Raw genomic sequence first — 17,161 nt, 5'->3', positions numbered from 1 at the left:
CAGTTTGCCGCTGATGCCGAGGGTAACGGTGGTATGGGGGATAGCGATGACAGTGGTGATCATGTTGCAGCATCGGATGATCTGGCGACCGATGACGCTGCTGCGGGCGATACTGCCTTCGCCCCGGCTGCTAGTGCTGCCCCTGCTGCTAGCGCTGCGCCTGCTACTAGTGCTGCCCTTGCTGCGAGTGAGGCCACGGCGGCTGATGCGGACGATAATGCCGCAAAGGCTCCGACCAAGTCGGCGACCGACATCGAGATTGGCAGGCTTCGGCTCGAGGACGCCACCCGATGAGTGCCATCTTCGATCTCGCCTTGCTGGCAGACTTCGTGCTCGCAGCCACGGCGTTGCTGCTGGGCCTCTGGGTCATCCTCACCGCCGATGCGCTGCGCGCGGCGATCGGCTTTCTCGTCTACGGCCTGCTGATGGCGATCGTTTGGATACGTCTGGATGCACCCGACATCGCACTCACCGAGGCGGCGATCGGCGGTGGCCTGATCGGCTTGCTGGTGCTCGGTGCGAGTACCCGGGTGCCGCCGGCGCCAGCCACAGCGAGGGCGCGTCGCCGCTGGCCACTGCATCTGCTGGCGGCGCTGCTGTCAGCGGCGGTTGCGCTTGGGCTCGCCGCGGTGGTGCTGAGCCTACCGGACCCGGCGCCCTCGCTGGCCGCGACGGTGGCGGCGGAGCTGCCGGCAACGGCGGTCGAGAACCCGGTCACGGCGGTACTGATGGTCTTCCGCGCGGTCGATACCCTGTTTGAGACCGTGGTGCTGGTGCTGGCCCTGATCGCGTTCTGGTCGCTGATCCCCGATGCGAGCTGGCGGCAACGCCTGGCATGGCTGCCGCTGCCGCATCCGTCGCCGGCGCTGGTGCTGCTGGCGCAGATCCTGTTGCCGCTGGTCATCCTGGTCGCGCTGCATCTGTTCTGGATTGGCGCCAGTCTGCCGGGCGGCAAGTTTCAGGCCGGTGCCTTGCTCGCCGGGGTCTGGGCCTTGGCGATGGTGGCTGGCGTCATGCAGCCGCCAGCGGTGACGCAACGGCTGCCGCGGCTGCTGGCGGTGATCGGGCCTCTGGTCTTCTTCGCGATTGGCCTGGCCGGGATCTGGCTGGCCGGTGACTTCCTGGCCTATCCGGTCGGTTTCGAGAAGCCGCTGATCCTGCTGATCGAGGTGGTGTTGCTGGTCTCAGTGGCGGTGGTGTTGGGTTTGATCCTGGCAGGGTTGCCTGCGGCCACGGTCTCGCTTCAACCGCAGCTGCAAAGGGCAGCGTCGCAGCCACGGCCGGCACTGCCGTCAGATCAGCGGTCGGAACCTTTTCTCGAGGATCGACCATGAGTTCAGTGACCTTCTATGCACTCTTGGGCTCGCTGCTGGTCGGCCTCGGCCTCTATGGCGTCATCGTCGGCGCCAGCGCGCTGCGCAAGATTCTGGCCTTCAATCTGCTTGGCAGTGGCGTCTTTCTGCTCTTCGGTGTCATCGCCCAGCGCGGTGCCGGGGCAGGCTTTGGTGGTGATCCGGTGCCTCAGGCCTTGGTGATCACTGGTTTGGTCGTCGCCTTTGCGGCGACCGCGCTGGCGGTTGGGCTGCTGGTGCGCTTGGGGGAGAGTGCAGGGCTTGACGATGTCGAGGATGAGTCAGAGGGGGAGTCCTCGTGAATTCTGCGCTGATTAACACGAGTGGACTCTTGGCCGCCCTCAGCGGCTGGTCCGACGAGCTGCTGATGATGCTACTGGTCGTGCCGGTGCTGGCAATGCTGTTCGGCTTCGTGCTGGGTAGCCGCGCCGCGGAGCGCATCGCGCTCTTGACCTTGCCGCTTGGGTTGGCATTGGCGGTCGCCGTGGCTGCGTTAGTGCTCGATCAAGGCACGCCGCTGAGCTATGACATCGGCGGTTGGGCGTCGCCGCTCGGGGTCGCGCTGCGCGTTGATGGGCTTTCCGCTGTGTTGCTGCTGACTACGGCGCTGGTGATCACTGGGGTCGGACTCTATGCCCGCGCCGATTTCGCAACCCCGGCTGATGTCGATGAGGCGCGCACGCCGCTGGCCTTTTGGACCCTGCTGCTCGGGCTCTGGGCGGCGCTGAACGCGGTCTTCATCGGCCAGGATCTGTTTAATCTCTATGTGGCCATCGAGCTGCTGACCTTTACCGCAGTGCCCTTGGTCTGCCTCAAGGGCAGCGCTGAGACATTGCAGGCGGCGCTGCGCTATCTGCTGTTCGCGCTGCTCGGCTCGGTGCTCTATCTGCTTGGAGCGGCGTTGCTCTATGGCGCCTACGGCACGCTCGATATTGGCCAGCTCGCGGCGGCGATGCGGGGGTCAGGATTGGCCGCGGCAGAACCAGCAGTGGAGCCGGCGGCGATTGCCGCGGTGGTGCTGATGACCGCCGGGCTGTTGGCGAAGACCGCGCTGGTGCCGTTGCATCTCTGGCTGCCGCCGGCGCATGCCGGCGCGCCGGCCGCCGCCAGCGCCATCCTCTCGGCCTTGGTGGTCAAGGGCTCCTTTTATCTGATCTTCCGGCTCTGGATCGACCTGATGCCGGTGGTCTATACGCAGCAGATCGCGCAGGGTCTGGCGACGCTTGGCGCTGCGGCTATCCTGCTCGGCGGCATCATGGCGATCCGCCAAGCGCGGCTGAAGATGCTGATCGCCTATTCGACCCTGGCCCAGCTCGGCTATCTGTTCCTGATCTTCCCGCTGCTGGTCAGCCCGGTGCTGGTGCCGACGCTGGCCGATGGCAGCACCCCGGCGGCTTGGACTGGCGGTGTGCTGCAATTGGTCTCGCATGCGTTTGCGAAGGCCTCGATGTTCATGGGGGCAGGGCTGATCGCGATCGCACTCGGCCATGATCGCATCGCGGACCTGGGCGGTCTCAGCCGACTGCTACCGATCACGCTGGTCGCCTTTGCGCTGTCCGGGCTGTCGTTGATGGGGCTGCCGCCGAGTGGAGGCTTCGCGGCCAAATGGCTGTTGCTGCGCGCCGCGATCGAGACCGGTCAGTGGTGGTGGACACTGGTGATCCTGTTTGGCGGCGTGCTCACGGGAACCTATCTGTATCGGGTGCTGGCGGCGGCGAGCTTCTCTGAATCGGATGCCGATTTGGCCGCTGGGCCTGCATCGCGACGGCAGTCTGAGGGAGTATCTGAGCCATTGCCGAAGTTGGCGACTGGAGCCTCGGCTGAATTGGCGTCTGCTCCACCGCCGGAGCCGGCCTCTGAAGTCTCGCCTGAACGAGCCTCTGTCCAATCGCCGCGATCATCGTCCCAGCTTCCAGGGCAAACGGGTCAGGTCCAATCGGCCCAGAGGCAACCGCGGCTGCAGCGGCCGGTCGCGCGCTCGCGTGAGCTGATCGTGTTGGCCCTCGCCTTGATCTCGATTGCGCTCGGGCTGGTGCCGCTGACCTCGTTTGAGATCCTGCAGATCGGTCGCGGTGGTGAGGCGATGGCGATGTTAGAGCCATTGGCCGAGCCCGCTGGGCTCAGTGCGTTTGAGCTGCCGGCAAGCGGCGTGACGCCGGTCCCAAGTGCTACGGGGTTTCTGGCAAGTGTGATGGAGCCACTGCCAGGTGTTGCGGGGTCACTGCCAAGCGCGCCGGAGTCACTGCCAACCGTCGCGGGGCCTTCAACCAGCTCTGTAGCGCCACTGCCTAGCGCTGTCGGGGCTCAATCCAGCGCTATGGGGTCACTGCCATGATCGCCTCGCTGCCGATGGCCGAGCTGCTGGTTGGCGTTGGGCTGGCGACGCCGGCCCTGGCTGTGCTGACCTGTTTTGTGCAGCCGATTCGCGAGCGCCTTTGGGTTCTGCTTGCGCTGATCCCGCTGCCGGCGCTGGCGGCTGCGATCGTCGCGCTGCTGGTGCTCGGCCAGGGCGATATCGCCAACGGCGAGGTTGCCGCGATTACGCTGCTGTTCGATCCCAACGGCCTCGCGATCGGCCTCGTCGTCGACCGGCCCGGCGCTGCGCTGCTCGGCGTTGCCGCGCTGCTCTGGGCGGCGGGCGGACTCTACGCCGCGCCAATGCTGCAGGCATCACCACATCGGGGTCGCTTCACGCTGTTCTGGCTGCTGACCCTGACCGGTAGCCTCGGCGTGTTCATCGCCGCCGATCTGGTCAGCTTCTACCTGTTCTATGGGCTGGTCAGCCTGGCCGCCTTCGGTCTGATCGCGCATGATGGCACCGCCTTCGCGCGCCGCGCGACCGGCCTCTACCTGCTGCTGGCAATCCTCGGCGAGATCGCCTTGCTGTTGGCCTTTGCGCTGCTCTCGGCGTCGAGTCCGGAGCCGAGTCTGGCGATCGGCAGCGTGGTTGCGAGGCTCTCAGGGTCACCTTGGTCGGGGCTCAGTCTGGCGCTGCTGCTGCTCGGCTTCGCGCTCAAGATCGCCCTGGTGCCGGGGCATGTCTGGATGCCGCTGGCCTATACCGCGGCACCGTTCCCCGCTGCGGCGGTGCTCAGCGGTGCCGCGGTCAAGGCTGGTGTCATCGGTCTGATCCGCTTCTTGCCGTTCGAGGCCGGGGCGCCGTCCTGGGGTGAGCTGTTGGTCGTGCTGGGATTGATCAGCGCCTTCTATGGCATCGCGATCGGCATCACCCAGCGCAACGCGAAGACCGTGCTGGCCTATTCGAGCATCAGCCAGATGGGACTGATCGCAGCGGCGACCGGACTGGCATTGCGTGCAGGCGAATCGGCCGCAGTGCTGTTGCTCACCCTCTACGCGGCGCATCATCTGCTCGCCAAGGGCGCGCTCTTTCTCGGTCTCGGTGTGGTCGCTGACGGTGTGATCCAACGGCGCTGGCTGGTGCTGGCGCCGGCGGCGCTGGTCGGGCTTGGCATCGCGGGTCTGCCGTTGACCGGGGGCGCAGCGGCCAAGCTGGCACTGAAGCCACTCTTTGATACGCCGTTGCTCGGGCTGCTGGCGGCACTCTCGGCGGCGGGCTCGACCCTGCTGATGCTGCATTTCCTGCGCCGACTCTGGGTCAGCGGCGATGAAGCAGCGCTGAGTTTCGGCACAGCTACTGCGCCTGCAGCAAACGCTGCTGTGACCAGTCCAGATGAGATCAGCCCACGTGTGACCAGTCCAGAGGAGATCAGCTCAAGTGTGACCAGCCCAAATGTGATCAGTCCAAATGAGGTCAGTCCAGATGACACCAGCCCAAGTGCGGACCTCTCCAAAGCGACTCATCTCAGTCGGGCTACAGCCAGCGTCACCAGTTTCCATGCGAACAGCCCCGAGGCGGTCAATGCTCGTTCTAAGGGTGTGTTCCGCCGGCTGCTGCCCTGGTGGCTAATGGCGCTCGCGGCACTCCTGCTGCCTTGGCTGCTCCTGCCTTGGCTCGGTCTCGGTACCACGCAGACCTGGCTGGCGCGCTCGATCAACCCAGCCGATCTCTGGAAGGCAAGTTGGCCCTTGCTGCTTGGAGCGCTCGCGATGCTGGCGCTCTGGCGCTGGGCTGAGCGGCTACCGCAGGTGCCAGCCGGCGACATCCTGGTTTGGAGTGCACCGTTCAGGCGTCTGCTGAGCGCAATCGGTGCCGGTGTCGAGGTGCTCGATCGCGGCCTGCGACAGTGGCCGGTGGCCGGCTCGGCGTTGTTGCTCCTCTCATTGCTGCTCTGGGGCGGGGTGCTGAATGCGCGTTGACCGCAACAGCGCTTTTTGGCCGAGCAAATCAACTCGTGATCGAGTAACGTTGCGCAGTTCGCAGCGCGACCGCGCAAGCCGCAATTCTGCCAGTGCTTGTTGCAGCGCTGACGTGATGACTAGCTTGGCAGTGCCTCAGCCTAGGGAGAGTGCTTGTCCTGTGTTGCAACGATTGGATGTGCCAGCACAGATTCAGACATCAACACACTCGAGTGCCGTCAAGTTGCGACGCGCGCGGGTACCGATCATGCATCGACGCGCCTCCAGTTTGTGCGCTTCGAGCTCTTATTCATCGACTTCACCAAACCATCACGGAGTCCTCATGCGGCGAATCCTGGGTCTCTTCTTTCTATCGAGCGCGATCCTGTCGAGCGCGATTGGGCTGGTCGCCTGCGAGCCTGGCAATCAAGCAGCGGGGCCGGTTGCGCCCCCACCACCGCCGGCGGTTGGCGTCGCACCCGTGGTCGAGCGCGAGATCACGCCGCAAATGGAGTTCGTCGGCCGCGTCGAGGCGATCGATGCCGTCGACCTGGTCGCGCGTGTCAACGGCTTCCTCACCGAACGCACCTTCGAGGAGGGCGCGATGGTCAATGAGGGCGATCTATTGTTCCGCATCGAGCCTGAGCCGTTCGAGGCCAGCGTGGCCGCGCGCCGTGCGGATGTTGAGCGCAGTACCGCGACGCTAACCAACGCGCGGCTTCAGCGCGAGCGTATCGAGCCCCTGATCGAGCGCGGCGGTGCGACTCGGGCTCAGCTCGATGCCGCGGTGGCTGCAGAGCAAGAGGCCCGGGCCGCACGCGATTCGGCACAGGCGGCACTGCAGCGCGCCGAGATCGAGCTCAGCTACACCGAGATTCATGCGCCTTTCGATGGCCGCATTGGCCGCGTTGCCTTCCCTGAGGGTGCCGTGGTCGGGCCGACCTCGGGGCCGCTGGCGCGGCTGGTGCGCATCGATCCGGTCTTCGTCAACATCCCGGTCAATGATCGCACCATGCTGGCGGTGCGACGGATGGAGGGCAGCGACGATCAATTCCTACCCTACGTCCGCCTGGCCGACGACTCGATGCTCGAAGAGCCCGGCCGCTTCGAGTTCTTTGACCCCGAGGTCGATCAGACCACCGACACGGTGCGGGTGCGCGCCAGCTTCGATAATGCGAGCGAAGTGCTCCTGCCGGGTCAGTTCGTGACCGTGGTGGCCAAAGCGGCCCAGCCCGAGATGGCGATGGTGGTGCCGCAGATCGCGGTGCAGCAGGATCAGGCCGGGCGTCTGGTGCTGGTGGTCACTGCCGAGAATCAGGTCGAGATCGCGCGCGTCGAACTGGGAGCGCGGGTCGATACCGACTGGGTCGTCACCTCTGGGCTGCAGCTAGGGCAGCATGTGATCGTCGAGGGTGTGCAGAAGGCACGTCCGGGCATGCGGGTGCAGCCGAGCCCGGCAACCCTGTACGACGAGGGCTGAGCCGCTATGTTCTCCGCCTTCTTCATCAATCGCGCGCGCTTCGCGATGGTGATCTCGCTGGTGATCATCATCGCCGGCACCATCGCCATTCAGGTTCTGCCGGTCGCGCAATTTCCAGACATCGTGCCGCCACAGGTCTCGGTGCAGGGCCGTTACCCTGGCGCCAATGCCGAGGTCGTTGCCGAGACCGTCGCGGCGCCGATCGAGGCCGAGGTCAACGGCGTCGACGACATGCTGTACATGACCTCGACCAGCGATAACACTGGCAGCTACCGGCTCGATGTGACCTTTGCGCTCGGCACCGATCCGGACATCGCCGCGGTCAACGTGCAGAACCGGGTCGCGCTCGCCACGCCGACGCTGCCCAACGAGGTGGTCCAGCAGGGCGTCTCGGTGCGTAAGCAGTCGACCAATATGCTGCTGACCATCAACCTGCTGTCGCCGAAGCGCTCCTATGACCGGTTGTTCCTCTCCAACTACATGGAGATCAACATCCGCGATGCCTTGGCGCGTATCCCCGGCGTCGGCGAGGCGAGCCAGTTCGGGCCGCTCGACTATGCGATGCGCATTTGGCTCAACCCGCAGGTGATGACCGCGCTCGGCGTCAGCGAGGCCGAGGTGGTGGATGCCATCCGCCGCCAAAACCTGCAGGCCGCCGTCGGCCGGCTCGGCGCGCCGCCGGGCAATGAGGGTCGTGCGTTCACCTACAGCCTGCAGGCACAGGGGCGGTTGACCGAGGTCTCTGAGTTCGAGGACATCTTGGTGCGCTCCAACCCCGATGGCTCGACCATCCGCCTGGGCGATGTCGCGCGCATCGAGCTCGGCGCTCAGACCTACGACGCTAATGCCTGGATCGATGGGGCGCCCACCGCCGCACTCGGCATCTACTTGTCACCGGGCGCCAACGCGCTCGAGACCGCTGATCGCGTCTACGCGACCCTGGACCAGCTCGCCGAGCGTTTCCCGGATGATCTCGAGTACGCGATCTACTACGACACCACCGACTTCGTGCGCATCAGCATGCGCAACGTGGTCATCACGCTGTTCCAGGCGTTGGGGCTGGTCATCCTGGTGACCTATCTGTTCCTCGGTGACTGGCGCTCGACGCTGGTGCCAGTGCTGGCGATCCCGGTCTCGATCATTGGCGCCTTCGCGATCCTGCTCGCCGCTGGGCTGTCGATCAATACGGTGTCGATGTTCGCGATCATCCTGGCCATCGGTATCGTCGTCGACGATGCCATCGTCGTGGTCGAGAACACCCAACGCCTGATGGACGAAGAGGGGCTCAGCGCCAAGGAGGCCGCCAAGCGCGCGATGGTGCAGGTCACCGGCCCGATCGTCGCCACCACCTTGGTGCTCTACGCGGTGTTCGTACCGACCGCCTTCCTGCCCGGCATCACCGGTCAGCTCTACCTGCAGTTCGCGGTGACCATCTCGGTGGCGGTGACCCTGTCCTCCCTGGTCGCCTTGACCCTGAGTCCGGCGCTCTGCGGTCTGTTGCTGCGTCCGTCGCGTGCGCCGCGCGGACCGCTGCGCTGGTTCAACAACGCACTCGACCGGACCCGTAACGGCTACACCGCACTGGTCACGAGCCTTGGCAAGCGCTCCTTCATCGCGCTGTTGGTGATCATCGCCAGCGGTGTCGGTGCTGGCTGGCTGTTCAATCAGGTGCCGACCGGCTTCATCCCAAGCGAGGACACCGGCTACTTCTTCATCGATGTCTCGCTGCCCGACGCCTCCTCGGTCGACCGCACCGGGGCGGTGTTGGATCAGGTCCAGCAGACGCTGGCGGCACAGGAGGAGGTTGATCACGTGCTCACCGTCGCCGGCTTCAGTCTCTTGGCCGGGGTGCGCTCGAGCGGTGGAATGGCGATCGCGATCCTGAAGCATTGGGATGAGCGCCCGGCGCCTGAGAATAGTGCCGACGCGGTGCTGGCGCGGGTACAGCCACAGTTGCTCTCGATCCCACAGGCGACGGTGTTTGCCTTTGCGGCGCCGCCGATCCAAGGTCTCGGCACCGCCGGCGGTATCGAGATGGAGCTGCTCGATCTGGCCGGCCGCTCACCAGAAGAGCTGGCAGGGGTGCTGCAGGGCTTCATCATCAACGCCAACGACAACCCTGAGATCCAGCGTGCCTTCTCGACCTTTAGTGCGCGCACGCCACAGCTGTTCCTAGATATCGACCGCCAGCGCGCCGAGGCCATGGGGGTGCGGGTCTCGGATCTGTTCCTGACCCTGCAGGCGAATCTCGGCTCGCTCTATGTCAACGACTTCAATCTCTTCGGCCGCACCTTCCGCGTCTTCCTGCAGGCCGATGCGCCGTTTCGGATGAGCCCCGAAAACATCGCCAAGCTGCATGTGCGCAATGCGCGCGGGCAGATGGTGCCGCTGGCCTCGCTGGTGACGGTGGAGCCGGTGCTGGGGCCGGAGAGCACGCGGCGCTTCAACATGTTCCGCGCTGCCAGCGTCAATGTCACGCCGCTCGGCAGCACCGGCGAGGGCATCGAGGCGCTGCGGCAGATCGAGCGCAATGATCTGCCGGACGGCTTCGCGATCGACTGGAGCGGGACCACCTACCAGGAGGTCCAGGCCGGTGGTGAAGCGGCGATCGTGCTGGCGCTGGCGCTGCTGTTCGTCTATCTGTTCCTGGTCGCCCAGTATGAGAGCTGGACGGTGCCGACCTCGGTCATCCTGTCGGTGGTGATCGCGGCGGTGGGTGGCCTGGCAGCGACCTGGGCGGTGGGGCTGGATAACAACGTCTACACCCAGATCGGCCTGGTCATGCTGATCGGTCTGGCGAGTAAGAACGCGATCCTGATCGTCGAGTTCGCCAAGCAGTTGCGCGAGGAGGGCCTGCCGATCCAGCAAGCGGCTGCTGATGCGGCGCGCATCCGCTTCCGTGCGGTGCTGATGACCGCGTTCAGCTTCATCCTCGGTATGCTGCCGTTGGTGCTGGCGACCGGCGCTGGCGCGGCGAGTCAGGTCTCGCTCGGTGTCGTGGTGTTGGGTGGTATGGTCGCAGCGACGGTGTTCGGCATCATCGTGATCCCGCCGCTGTATGTGTTGGTGCAGAGCCTGCGTGAGCGGGTGAAGGGCGCTGAGGCTAGCACTGGAGGCGATGCCAAAGGCGGGGAGGGAACCGGAAGCGGTACAGCCACAGGCAAAGGAGCCGCGCCTGATGCCGTGTCGGCACCAGCGCAGAGCTGATCGGATCAGATCGAATCGGATCTGGCTTGATGATCAGCCTGATCCCCGGGGGGCGTTTATCGCAGTAAGGCTGCGGGCCCCTCGGGCCGCGTTGCTGCGTTGCCCCGCGAACACCCGAGGACTATGCTTATCCATTCGATACTTAAGGTTTTCTGGGGCGCTTGATCCCCGTGATGTGATGTCTCGCTGTCTTTCCTAATCACTCCCAATCAGTCGCCACGGGCGAATGAGGTCAATCATGCTGAAGAATCTCGTCAATGGTCTTCATGTCTCCAAGGTTGATGGCCTTGCGAAGACCTTCCAGCGCACTGGGCGCATCGGATTCTGGACCCAGATCGTGATGGGGGCCTTCCCGGTGCTCCTGATGTTTTATGTGTTTACCTTTTCCGGCAGTATCACCGGGCCGCGCCAAGGCTTGCCGATTGTCAGCTATTTGAGCGCAATGAATCTGCTGCTGCTGGTATTCGTCATCTTTTGGTTCTCGCGCTATCCGGCCTTGGGGCGCAAGATCGCTGACCCGGCGCAGCGCCCGAGCGAGGGCAGCGTCACGCGCACGGTCTGGATCGGCCTCATCGCGAGCAGCATAGGGATTGTCTTCTCGATCCTGGTGATGCTGATCGAGGTTGCGCAGATGCTGTTCTACTTCCTCGCCGCGCCCCAGGGTGGTGTACCAACGATCCAAACCACGCCGACCTCGCTCGGCGGCTCCTGGGTCTCGGCGGTTGATTTTGCCAGCCTGATGGCGCTCGTCATGGCGCTGGCCGCCGAGGTGCTGGCGACCGTCTTTGGTCTCTGGCTACTGTTCCGCACCACCCACACCTACGAGTCGCTTGAGGACTGAACAACGGATTCAGCCACGGGACGGATGCGTTCGCGTCTATCCGGTCCTCTGTGATTCGGGGCTAGCTCGCTCGGCGAGCTAGCCCTTTCCTCGTTCAACGCAACCCTGTTGCAAGGGTTTCGATGAGCAGACTGTTCTCGGTACATCGATTGCTGATCTCAATCCAAAGCTATGGAGCCGATTCAAGACGGTGCTCTCATCTAAGGACGATCAAGCGTTTCTTGAGGCGCGTGATCATTCAGGCCATTCTGTGCGTCGGCGCGCGTTCCAAGTTGCCGCGCTGATCCTTGCGATCGCCGCTTTTTGGACGCTCTGGGCCGAGCTGTATCCGAGCGAGGAGCGGGCGTTGCGCACCCTGGTCCATGATCAACTGGATGATTGGTTTCCGGAGTTGATGAGCCCGACCGGTAACGGGCACGGCCTCTTCTTGCGTCTGCCGGCTGCGCCGGATACGGCTAAGACTCTGGCTGCCTCGAGCACTCACGCCTCCGAGCGCCCGCGCGTGATCTTAATCCACGGCCTCGATGAGCCCGGCATCATCTGGGATGACCTGGCCCCAGCGGCGGCCGAGGCCGGCTTCGAGGTCTGGGAGTTGCGCTATCCGAACGATCAGGGCATCGATCGCAGTGCCGCCTTTTTGGCCCAGCACTGGGCAATGCTGCCCGACGACCGCCCGGTGATCCTGATCGGCCATAGCATGGGCGGGCTGCTGGCGCGCGAATTCGTCACCCGCTGGCGACATCCGGTGGGCGAACCGGCCAAGATCGAAGGCGCCCCGGTCGGCGGCGTGCTCATGGTTGGCACCCCGAATCAGGGTTCCGACTGGGCGCGGTTGCGGATCTGGCTCGAGCTGCGCGAGCACTTTGAAGACGCCCAGCGCCGACGCTTTTCGCTATTCGCCGGTCTGCGCGATGGATTAGGGGAGGCGAAGATCGATCTGCGCCCAGGCAGCGCGTTTTTGCAGGCCTTGAATGCGCGACCTTGGCCTGCATCGGTGCCGCGCGCCATCATCGGTGCGCGTTTGGTCGAGCCGCCGAAACAGCTCATCGCCAGCCTCGATGCGGCCGCTGCCGAGGTCGGCTCCGAGATGCTCGGCGAGCAGCTGCATGCCTGGTTCGATGGGCTAGGCGATGGGCTCGGTGATGGCGCTGTCAGCGTCGAGTCACTGCAGCTTGAGGGTGTTGCAGAGCCGATCATCGTCAACGGCGCCCATCGCACCATGCTGCGCCGCCTCTTCGCCGACGATCCAACACCCCCGGCCATCGCGCCGATTATTGAGCAACTTGAAGCTTGGTGTGATCCCTGTGCTGACTGACCGCAACCAAGATGGCAGCCCCGTGCAGGCAAGGTCGACAAAACGTTTTTGATCTCAACGATGGAGATGCCGATGCGGTCTTCGCTGAGTTGGCTGCTGCTCGTACCGGTGCTTTGGTGGGCAGCCGAGATTGGTGCTCAGGTGGATGACGTCCACTCTGATCAAGCAGCCGCAGTGCTGTCGACGGAGATGGTGGAGGCCGTGCCGGAGCCCGCGATGATCATCGCGACGCGGGAGGCACCACCATTCGCGTTCAAGGGGGCCGAAGGGCAATGGTCGGGGATCGCGATTGAGCTGTGGAATCAGATCGCCGAGGAGAATGGGTTTGACTTCCAGTTTATTGAGCTCGGCTTAACTGAGATGCTGGAGGCGACCGCTGCGGGACGGGTGGATGCGGCTGTTGCAGCACTGACCATCACCAGCGATCGCGAGCAGTTGCTGGATTTCTCGCATTCGTTTCACGCCTCCGGGCTGGCGATTGCGGTGCCGCAGCGCAGTGGCAACCTGTTGGCGCTCATTGTGCGCTTGATCTCGCCCGGATTCTTGGCCGTCATTGGAGCACTGCTTGCGCTCTTGATCGGCGTCGGGGTTTTGATCTGGCTGGCGGAGCGGCGCGCCAATAGCCAATTTCACCGGGAGCCGCTGTCCGGGATTGGCTCTGGGGTCTGGTGGTCGGCGGTGACTATGACGACCGTCGGCTATGGGGATAAGGCGCCAACGACCTTGCTCGGGCGCTCGATTGGTATGGTCTGGATGTTCGCGGGTCTGATCGCAATCTCCACCTTCACTGCGGCGATCACGACGGCCTTGACCGTGAATGAGCTGGATAGCTCGATCGATAGCATCGACGATCTGCGCCTGAAGCGTGTCTTGGCCTTGAGCGGGAGTACCAGCGATCTTTTCCTCGCGGACCAGGGTGTCCGTCATCGCCGGGTCGCTGATCTGTCGGATGCGCTCAGGCAGGTTGCTCAGGGCAAGGCGGATGCGGTGGTTCATGATGCACCGATCCTGCGTTTTGAGATCGCCGAGGCCTTCGCGCAGCAGTTACGGGTCTTGCCGGTTCTGCTGCGGCGACAGCAGTATGGCATTGCGCTGCCGCCCGATAGCGAGCTCCGCGACCCGGTCAATCTGACCTTGCTTGAGCTGATCCGATCCGATGCTTGGGACAAGATCCTGGACCGTTATTTGGGGCCCGATCACTAACGACCGCCGCCAGGCTTTGAGCCGAAACCGCTGCTAGGTCGGTGTATTGCATCGGTTTGTCCCCTGCCTAGCGCTTGCCTGAAAGGGTGCTGGCTTGAGTGTGAACAGCTTTTGTCTACCCTGATGGCGCGGTTGATACAGGCGCGCTCGAGCCGATACACTGATTTTCTATTCTCTGGTCTCGTGCCATTCAGCTGCCACGGTCTGCGTTGGCCTGCCATCGCAAGCCCTTGATTTTAAATCTCTTATGATATTTAAGTACAGCCTATCGGCCTCTCTCTTATGGCTTGCCTTGCTGCTGCCACTGCCCGCATTGTCCCAAGAGAACGACACCCCCGCACCCGCACCCGCATCTGCGGCATCCGAGCAAGGCGCTGAAGGCGCTGAAGGCGCCGAAGGCGATCAAACCCCGGCGGAGCAGGCCGCCGAGGCGCAACCGCTGGCCGCTGCACAGGAGGCCGACGCCCTGGCGTTCAACCCGGCGATGATCGGGCTATCGGGGCTGCCCCAGCCGATGACCTCGGCGGAGGATTTCCAGATCACGCTGGACTTGATCGATGCGCGGCTGGCGGAGCAGGAGGCTGCGCTCGAGGCTGCTCAGGCTGCGGCTCAGGAAGCGGCTGAGGCGCTAGAGGCAGGGGCTCAGGAGGCTGCCGCGGCGGCAGACGTTGAGGCGCAGGAAGCCGCGCCGGTCGAGCCTGGGGCTGAAGGCGAGAATGGTGCGAGCCAGGCTGTCGACACGAGCGATGAGGAGGCGGCGAGCGCGGAGTCTGAAACCGAGGTGGATGCCGCTCGTGCAGCCGAGGCGGATGCCGCTAGCGCAGCTGAGGTAGATGCGGCTGCGACTGCCGACGCTGAAGCCGCTGATGGCGAGCTTGCGCTCAACGCGCTCAAGGCAAGCGTCGCGAAGATTCGCAACAAGGTTGAGGTGCTGCGCGAGCTGCGGATCAGTGTGCAGCGGCGGGCGACGTTGCGCGGGCGCTTGCAGTCGATCGAGGCTGACCTTGCAAAGAGACGCCAGCAGCTTGAGACCGTCGAACGCGACGGGGTGGCGTTAGAGCCCCCATTTCCGATCTCGTTACTTGATCAGCAACGGGCCGAGCTATCGATGACGCAGGCGGTTGAAGATGTCGCGGAGACGCGCATCGAGACCGCGACGCGTCGCTTGCATGCCGCTGAAAAGGAGCTGAGTGCGGCCGTGCGTGCGCGTCGCACGGTGCGTGATCAACTCACCGCAGCCGATCGAAATGGAGCGAGAAATGGGATCAGCGCGACCGAGCGAGCTGCGCTTGAGCAGGATCTCGAGCTCGCGCGCCTGCAGGAGCTGCTCGCTCGGCAGCAGTTGGCCGCTAACCAGCGTGCGCTCGAGCTGACGCGCAACGAGGACCGACTTGCTGAAACGAAACAGACGTTGCTGGCTGCACGCATCGCGTTTCTCGAGGAGCGCATCGAACTCTCTCGTGAGGCGCTCGATCAGCGGCTCGCGGAGCTGTCGGCGAGCGAAGAGGAGATGAAAGCGCAGATCGACGCCCTGCAACGCACAGGGGATCAGGCGGAGTCTGATCTGTATCAGGCGCAGCGCCGATTGGCCGAAGCCGACGATAGCGCGGACCAGGCGGCCTTGAAGGAATGGGTAGCGGCGCGTCAGGCTGAGCTCGATGCGGCGCGCACCAGCGTCGATTCATTGACCACGGCAATCGACAACCTGATCCGGATGCGGTCGCTCTGGGAAAAACGTTATCAGTTGATGAACGACCCTGAGTCGCTTGATCTGGCAGCGCTTCTGCGGCAGATCATCATGGATACATCGGAAGCAGAGGCTGAAAAGGACGACATTGAAGGGCGTCTCAATGCCCTGCGCTCCATACAGCTGGCACAGACGCGGCGGCTGCGTGATCCCGAGCTCAGCGAGGGTGCGCGCGAGGCGATGGCGGTTCGCAGCCAGGCCCATGATCTCGCTGAAGGCTATGGCCGCGAATTGCTCAAGGTCCAGGGTGAGCTGATCGCGCTGCTGGAGGGGATGCGGCCCCAGGTTGAGGCCTTGGTACAAGAGCAGACGCTGTCGCTGCAACTGCTGCAGGCGCAGGAGACGATCAGTACCTGGTGGGACGCTGAGATATTGGTGATCGACGACCAGAGTATCCGCGTGCGTGAGTTGGCGATCGCCCTTGCGATGTTTGTGGTGGTGATCTTTGTCGTCTCGCTGGTGCGGATGGGGGCGCGGCGTGCCTTGAATCGGCGCAAAGCAAAGAGCCCAACGGCCGTCTATGGCGACTTTCGCTTGGCGCTCTCGGCCATCGCGGGCAACACCAGTCAGCTCTTTGTGTTGATCGCCGCCTTCTATGTGGCGATGGTCTTCTCCGGCCTGGCCAGTCCGACGGTCAAAGACTGGCTCTGGACCCTGTTGGTGGTGGCCTTCTACATCCAGCTTGGCATCTGGGCCAATGCGGCGATGGTCGATTACTTCAACCGTCGGCGCACACGCCAGGAGATGCGAGATCCCTCGACCGTCACTGCGTATGGGCTGTTGCTGTTCTTCCTGCGGGTGGGCATCTGGATCACGGTTGTCGTCTCGTTGCTGGCCTATTTCAGGTATCCCGTCGCTGGCCTGGTCGGCGCACTCGGCGTTGGCAGCTTGGCGATTGCCTTCGCGGTCCAGAACATCCTTGGCGATGTGTTCAGCTCGATGGCGATCATTCTAGACAAGCCATTCCGGGTGGGCGATTTCGTCATGTCCGGGCAGACCCTTGGTGTGATCGAGCACATTGGGGTGAAGACCACGCGCATCCGCAGTCTCTCCGGTGAGCTGGTGGTGCTCTCCAATAGCGATCTGCTCAACAGCCGTATCCACAACTTTAAGCACTTTAAGGAGCGGCGTATTGCCTTCAAGCTGCGAGTGACTTACCAGACCCCGCGTCATCTGATTGAGCAGATTCCGGTGATGCTTCGCGAGGTCATTGAAGGCGTTCCGAACGCGCGCTTCGATCGTGCGCATTTTGCTGAGTTTGGAGATTTTGCGCTGGTGTTCGAGGCGGTCTACTACGTGCTGAGCCCGGATTACACGCTCTACATGGATGTGCAGCAGGCGATCAATCTCGGTATCCACCAACGCTTCGAAGAGGCTGGGGTGGCCTTTGCCTATCCGACGCAGGAGCTGCTGCTGCGACGCCTGCCTGAGCTCGATTCAGGCAGCTCCTCTAACGTTTCCTCTACGATTTCATCGACCATTGATAACCCAGCTTGAGCCGAACTGTCTCATCGGTGGGTAAGCGATGAATGAATATCGTCGTTCCAAGTATTTTGATTCGGTCATCTCGTGCTACGCCGAGAAGTCAAGTGCAGAAAGCGAGTGATTCCAAGCCGCTGTCTTTGGTTCGCGGGTAGTGTTATAGATATGTACCTGCTGCCTACTGAATTATTAGCCCAAACTCGTAGCGATTGATGAATAGGCCGATGACAATGTCATGCATCTTTTCAAGTTTAGAGAAACAGATTGTCTTTCTTGC

General features: G+C 63.6%; 10 protein-coding genes and 1 pseudogene. 10 read left to right on the top strand and 1 reads right to left on the bottom strand.

The features are described from left to right. Nucleotides 1-290: 290 nt before the first annotated feature. The 10 genes from CKO42_RS21050 to CKO42_RS21005 all read left to right on the top strand — a co-directional run bounded on the left by CKO42_RS21050 (nucleotide 291) and on the right by CKO42_RS21005 (nucleotide 16,899). On the top strand, nucleotides 291-1,334 hold the full coding sequence (locus CKO42_RS21050; protein WP_200248399.1) for a hydrogenase subunit MbhD domain-containing protein: 1,044 nt from the start codon (nucleotides 291-293) through the stop codon (nucleotides 1,332-1,334). After that, nucleotides 1,331-1,654 carry an NADH-quinone oxidoreductase subunit K gene (locus CKO42_RS21045; protein WP_200248397.1) on the top strand — a complete coding sequence of 108 codons (324 nt, stop codon included), beginning with the start codon at nucleotides 1,331-1,333 and terminating at the stop codon, nucleotides 1,652-1,654. The genes CKO42_RS21050 and CKO42_RS21045 overlap by 4 nt, the downstream gene beginning before the upstream one ends. Beyond that, nucleotides 1,651-3,687 carry a proton-conducting transporter transmembrane domain-containing protein gene (locus CKO42_RS21040; protein WP_338034967.1) on the top strand — a complete coding sequence of 679 codons (2,037 nt, stop codon included), beginning with the start codon at nucleotides 1,651-1,653 and terminating at the stop codon, nucleotides 3,685-3,687. The genes CKO42_RS21045 and CKO42_RS21040 overlap by 4 nt, the downstream gene beginning before the upstream one ends. Then, a complete protein-coding gene (locus CKO42_RS21035; RefSeq protein WP_200248395.1) occupies nucleotides 3,684-5,630 on the top strand; it encodes a complex I subunit 5 family protein in 1,947 nt (648 codons plus the stop codon). Before CKO42_RS21040 ends, CKO42_RS21035 begins: the two co-directional genes overlap by 4 nt. Before the next feature lie 322 nt (nucleotides 5,631-5,952). Further along, nucleotides 5,953-7,089 carry an efflux RND transporter periplasmic adaptor subunit gene (locus CKO42_RS21030; RefSeq protein WP_200248393.1) on the top strand — a complete coding sequence of 379 codons (1,137 nt, stop codon included), beginning with the start codon at nucleotides 5,953-5,955 and terminating at the stop codon, nucleotides 7,087-7,089. Nucleotides 7,090-7,095: 6 nt separating this feature from the next. Further along, on the top strand, nucleotides 7,096-10,296 hold the full coding sequence (locus tag CKO42_RS21025) for an efflux RND transporter permease subunit (protein WP_200248390.1): 3,201 nt from the start codon (nucleotides 7,096-7,098) through the stop codon (nucleotides 10,294-10,296). 238 nt (nucleotides 10,297-10,534) lie between these two features. Continuing rightward, a complete protein-coding gene (locus CKO42_RS21020) occupies nucleotides 10,535-11,137 on the top strand; it encodes a DUF3611 family protein (protein WP_200248388.1) in 603 nt (200 codons plus the stop codon). 190 nt (nucleotides 11,138-11,327) lie between these two features. Then, nucleotides 11,328-12,452: an esterase/lipase family protein gene (locus tag CKO42_RS21015; protein ID WP_338034966.1), complete on the top strand. Its 1,125-nt coding sequence runs from the start codon at nucleotides 11,328-11,330 to the stop codon at nucleotides 12,450-12,452. A gap of 72 nt (nucleotides 12,453-12,524) precedes the next feature. After that, nucleotides 12,525-13,655, top strand: coding sequence for a transporter substrate-binding domain-containing protein (locus tag CKO42_RS21010; protein ID WP_200248386.1), 1,131 nt, complete (start codon nucleotides 12,525-12,527; stop codon nucleotides 13,653-13,655). A gap of 247 nt (nucleotides 13,656-13,902) precedes the next feature. Further along, entirely contained in the window at nucleotides 13,903-16,899 is a 2,997-nt protein-coding gene (locus CKO42_RS21005) for a mechanosensitive ion channel domain-containing protein (RefSeq protein ID WP_200248384.1), read from the top strand. Between the two features lie 163 nt (nucleotides 16,900-17,062). Here the strand turns inward: CKO42_RS21005 and CKO42_RS28610 are convergent. Then, nucleotides 17,063-17,161: pseudogene (locus tag CKO42_RS28610) on the bottom strand (IS1 family transposase); the annotation flags it as partial.

The organism is Lamprobacter modestohalophilus (assembly GCF_016583905.1).
GTDB lineage: Bacteria > Pseudomonadota > Gammaproteobacteria > Chromatiales > Chromatiaceae > Lamprobacter > Lamprobacter modestohalophilus.
Note: the sequence above shows the minus strand (reverse complement) of the source record. Positions and strands in the feature narration are given on the sequence as shown.

What these genes read in the sequence shown, in the direction of transcription:
- CKO42_RS21020 (WP_200248388.1), top strand. Translation starts at nt 10,535, where the DNA reads ATGCTGAAGAATCTCGTCAATGGTCTTCATGTCTCCAAGGTTGATGGC.
- CKO42_RS21005 (WP_200248384.1), top strand. Translation starts at nt 13,903, where the DNA reads ATGATATTTAAGTACAGCCTATCGGCCTCTCTCTTATGGCTTGCCTTG.
- CKO42_RS21035 (WP_200248395.1), top strand. Translation starts at nt 3,684, where the DNA reads ATGATCGCCTCGCTGCCGATGGCCGAGCTGCTGGTTGGCGTTGGGCTG.
- CKO42_RS21010 (WP_200248386.1), top strand. Translation starts at nt 12,525, where the DNA reads ATGCGGTCTTCGCTGAGTTGGCTGCTGCTCGTACCGGTGCTTTGGTGG.
- CKO42_RS21030 (WP_200248393.1), top strand. Translation starts at nt 5,953, where the DNA reads ATGCGGCGAATCCTGGGTCTCTTCTTTCTATCGAGCGCGATCCTGTCG.
- CKO42_RS21045 (WP_200248397.1), top strand. Translation starts at nt 1,331, where the DNA reads ATGAGTTCAGTGACCTTCTATGCACTCTTGGGCTCGCTGCTGGTCGGC.
- CKO42_RS21025 (WP_200248390.1), top strand. Translation starts at nt 7,096, where the DNA reads ATGTTCTCCGCCTTCTTCATCAATCGCGCGCGCTTCGCGATGGTGATC.
- CKO42_RS21050 (WP_200248399.1), top strand. Translation starts at nt 291, where the DNA reads ATGAGTGCCATCTTCGATCTCGCCTTGCTGGCAGACTTCGTGCTCGCA.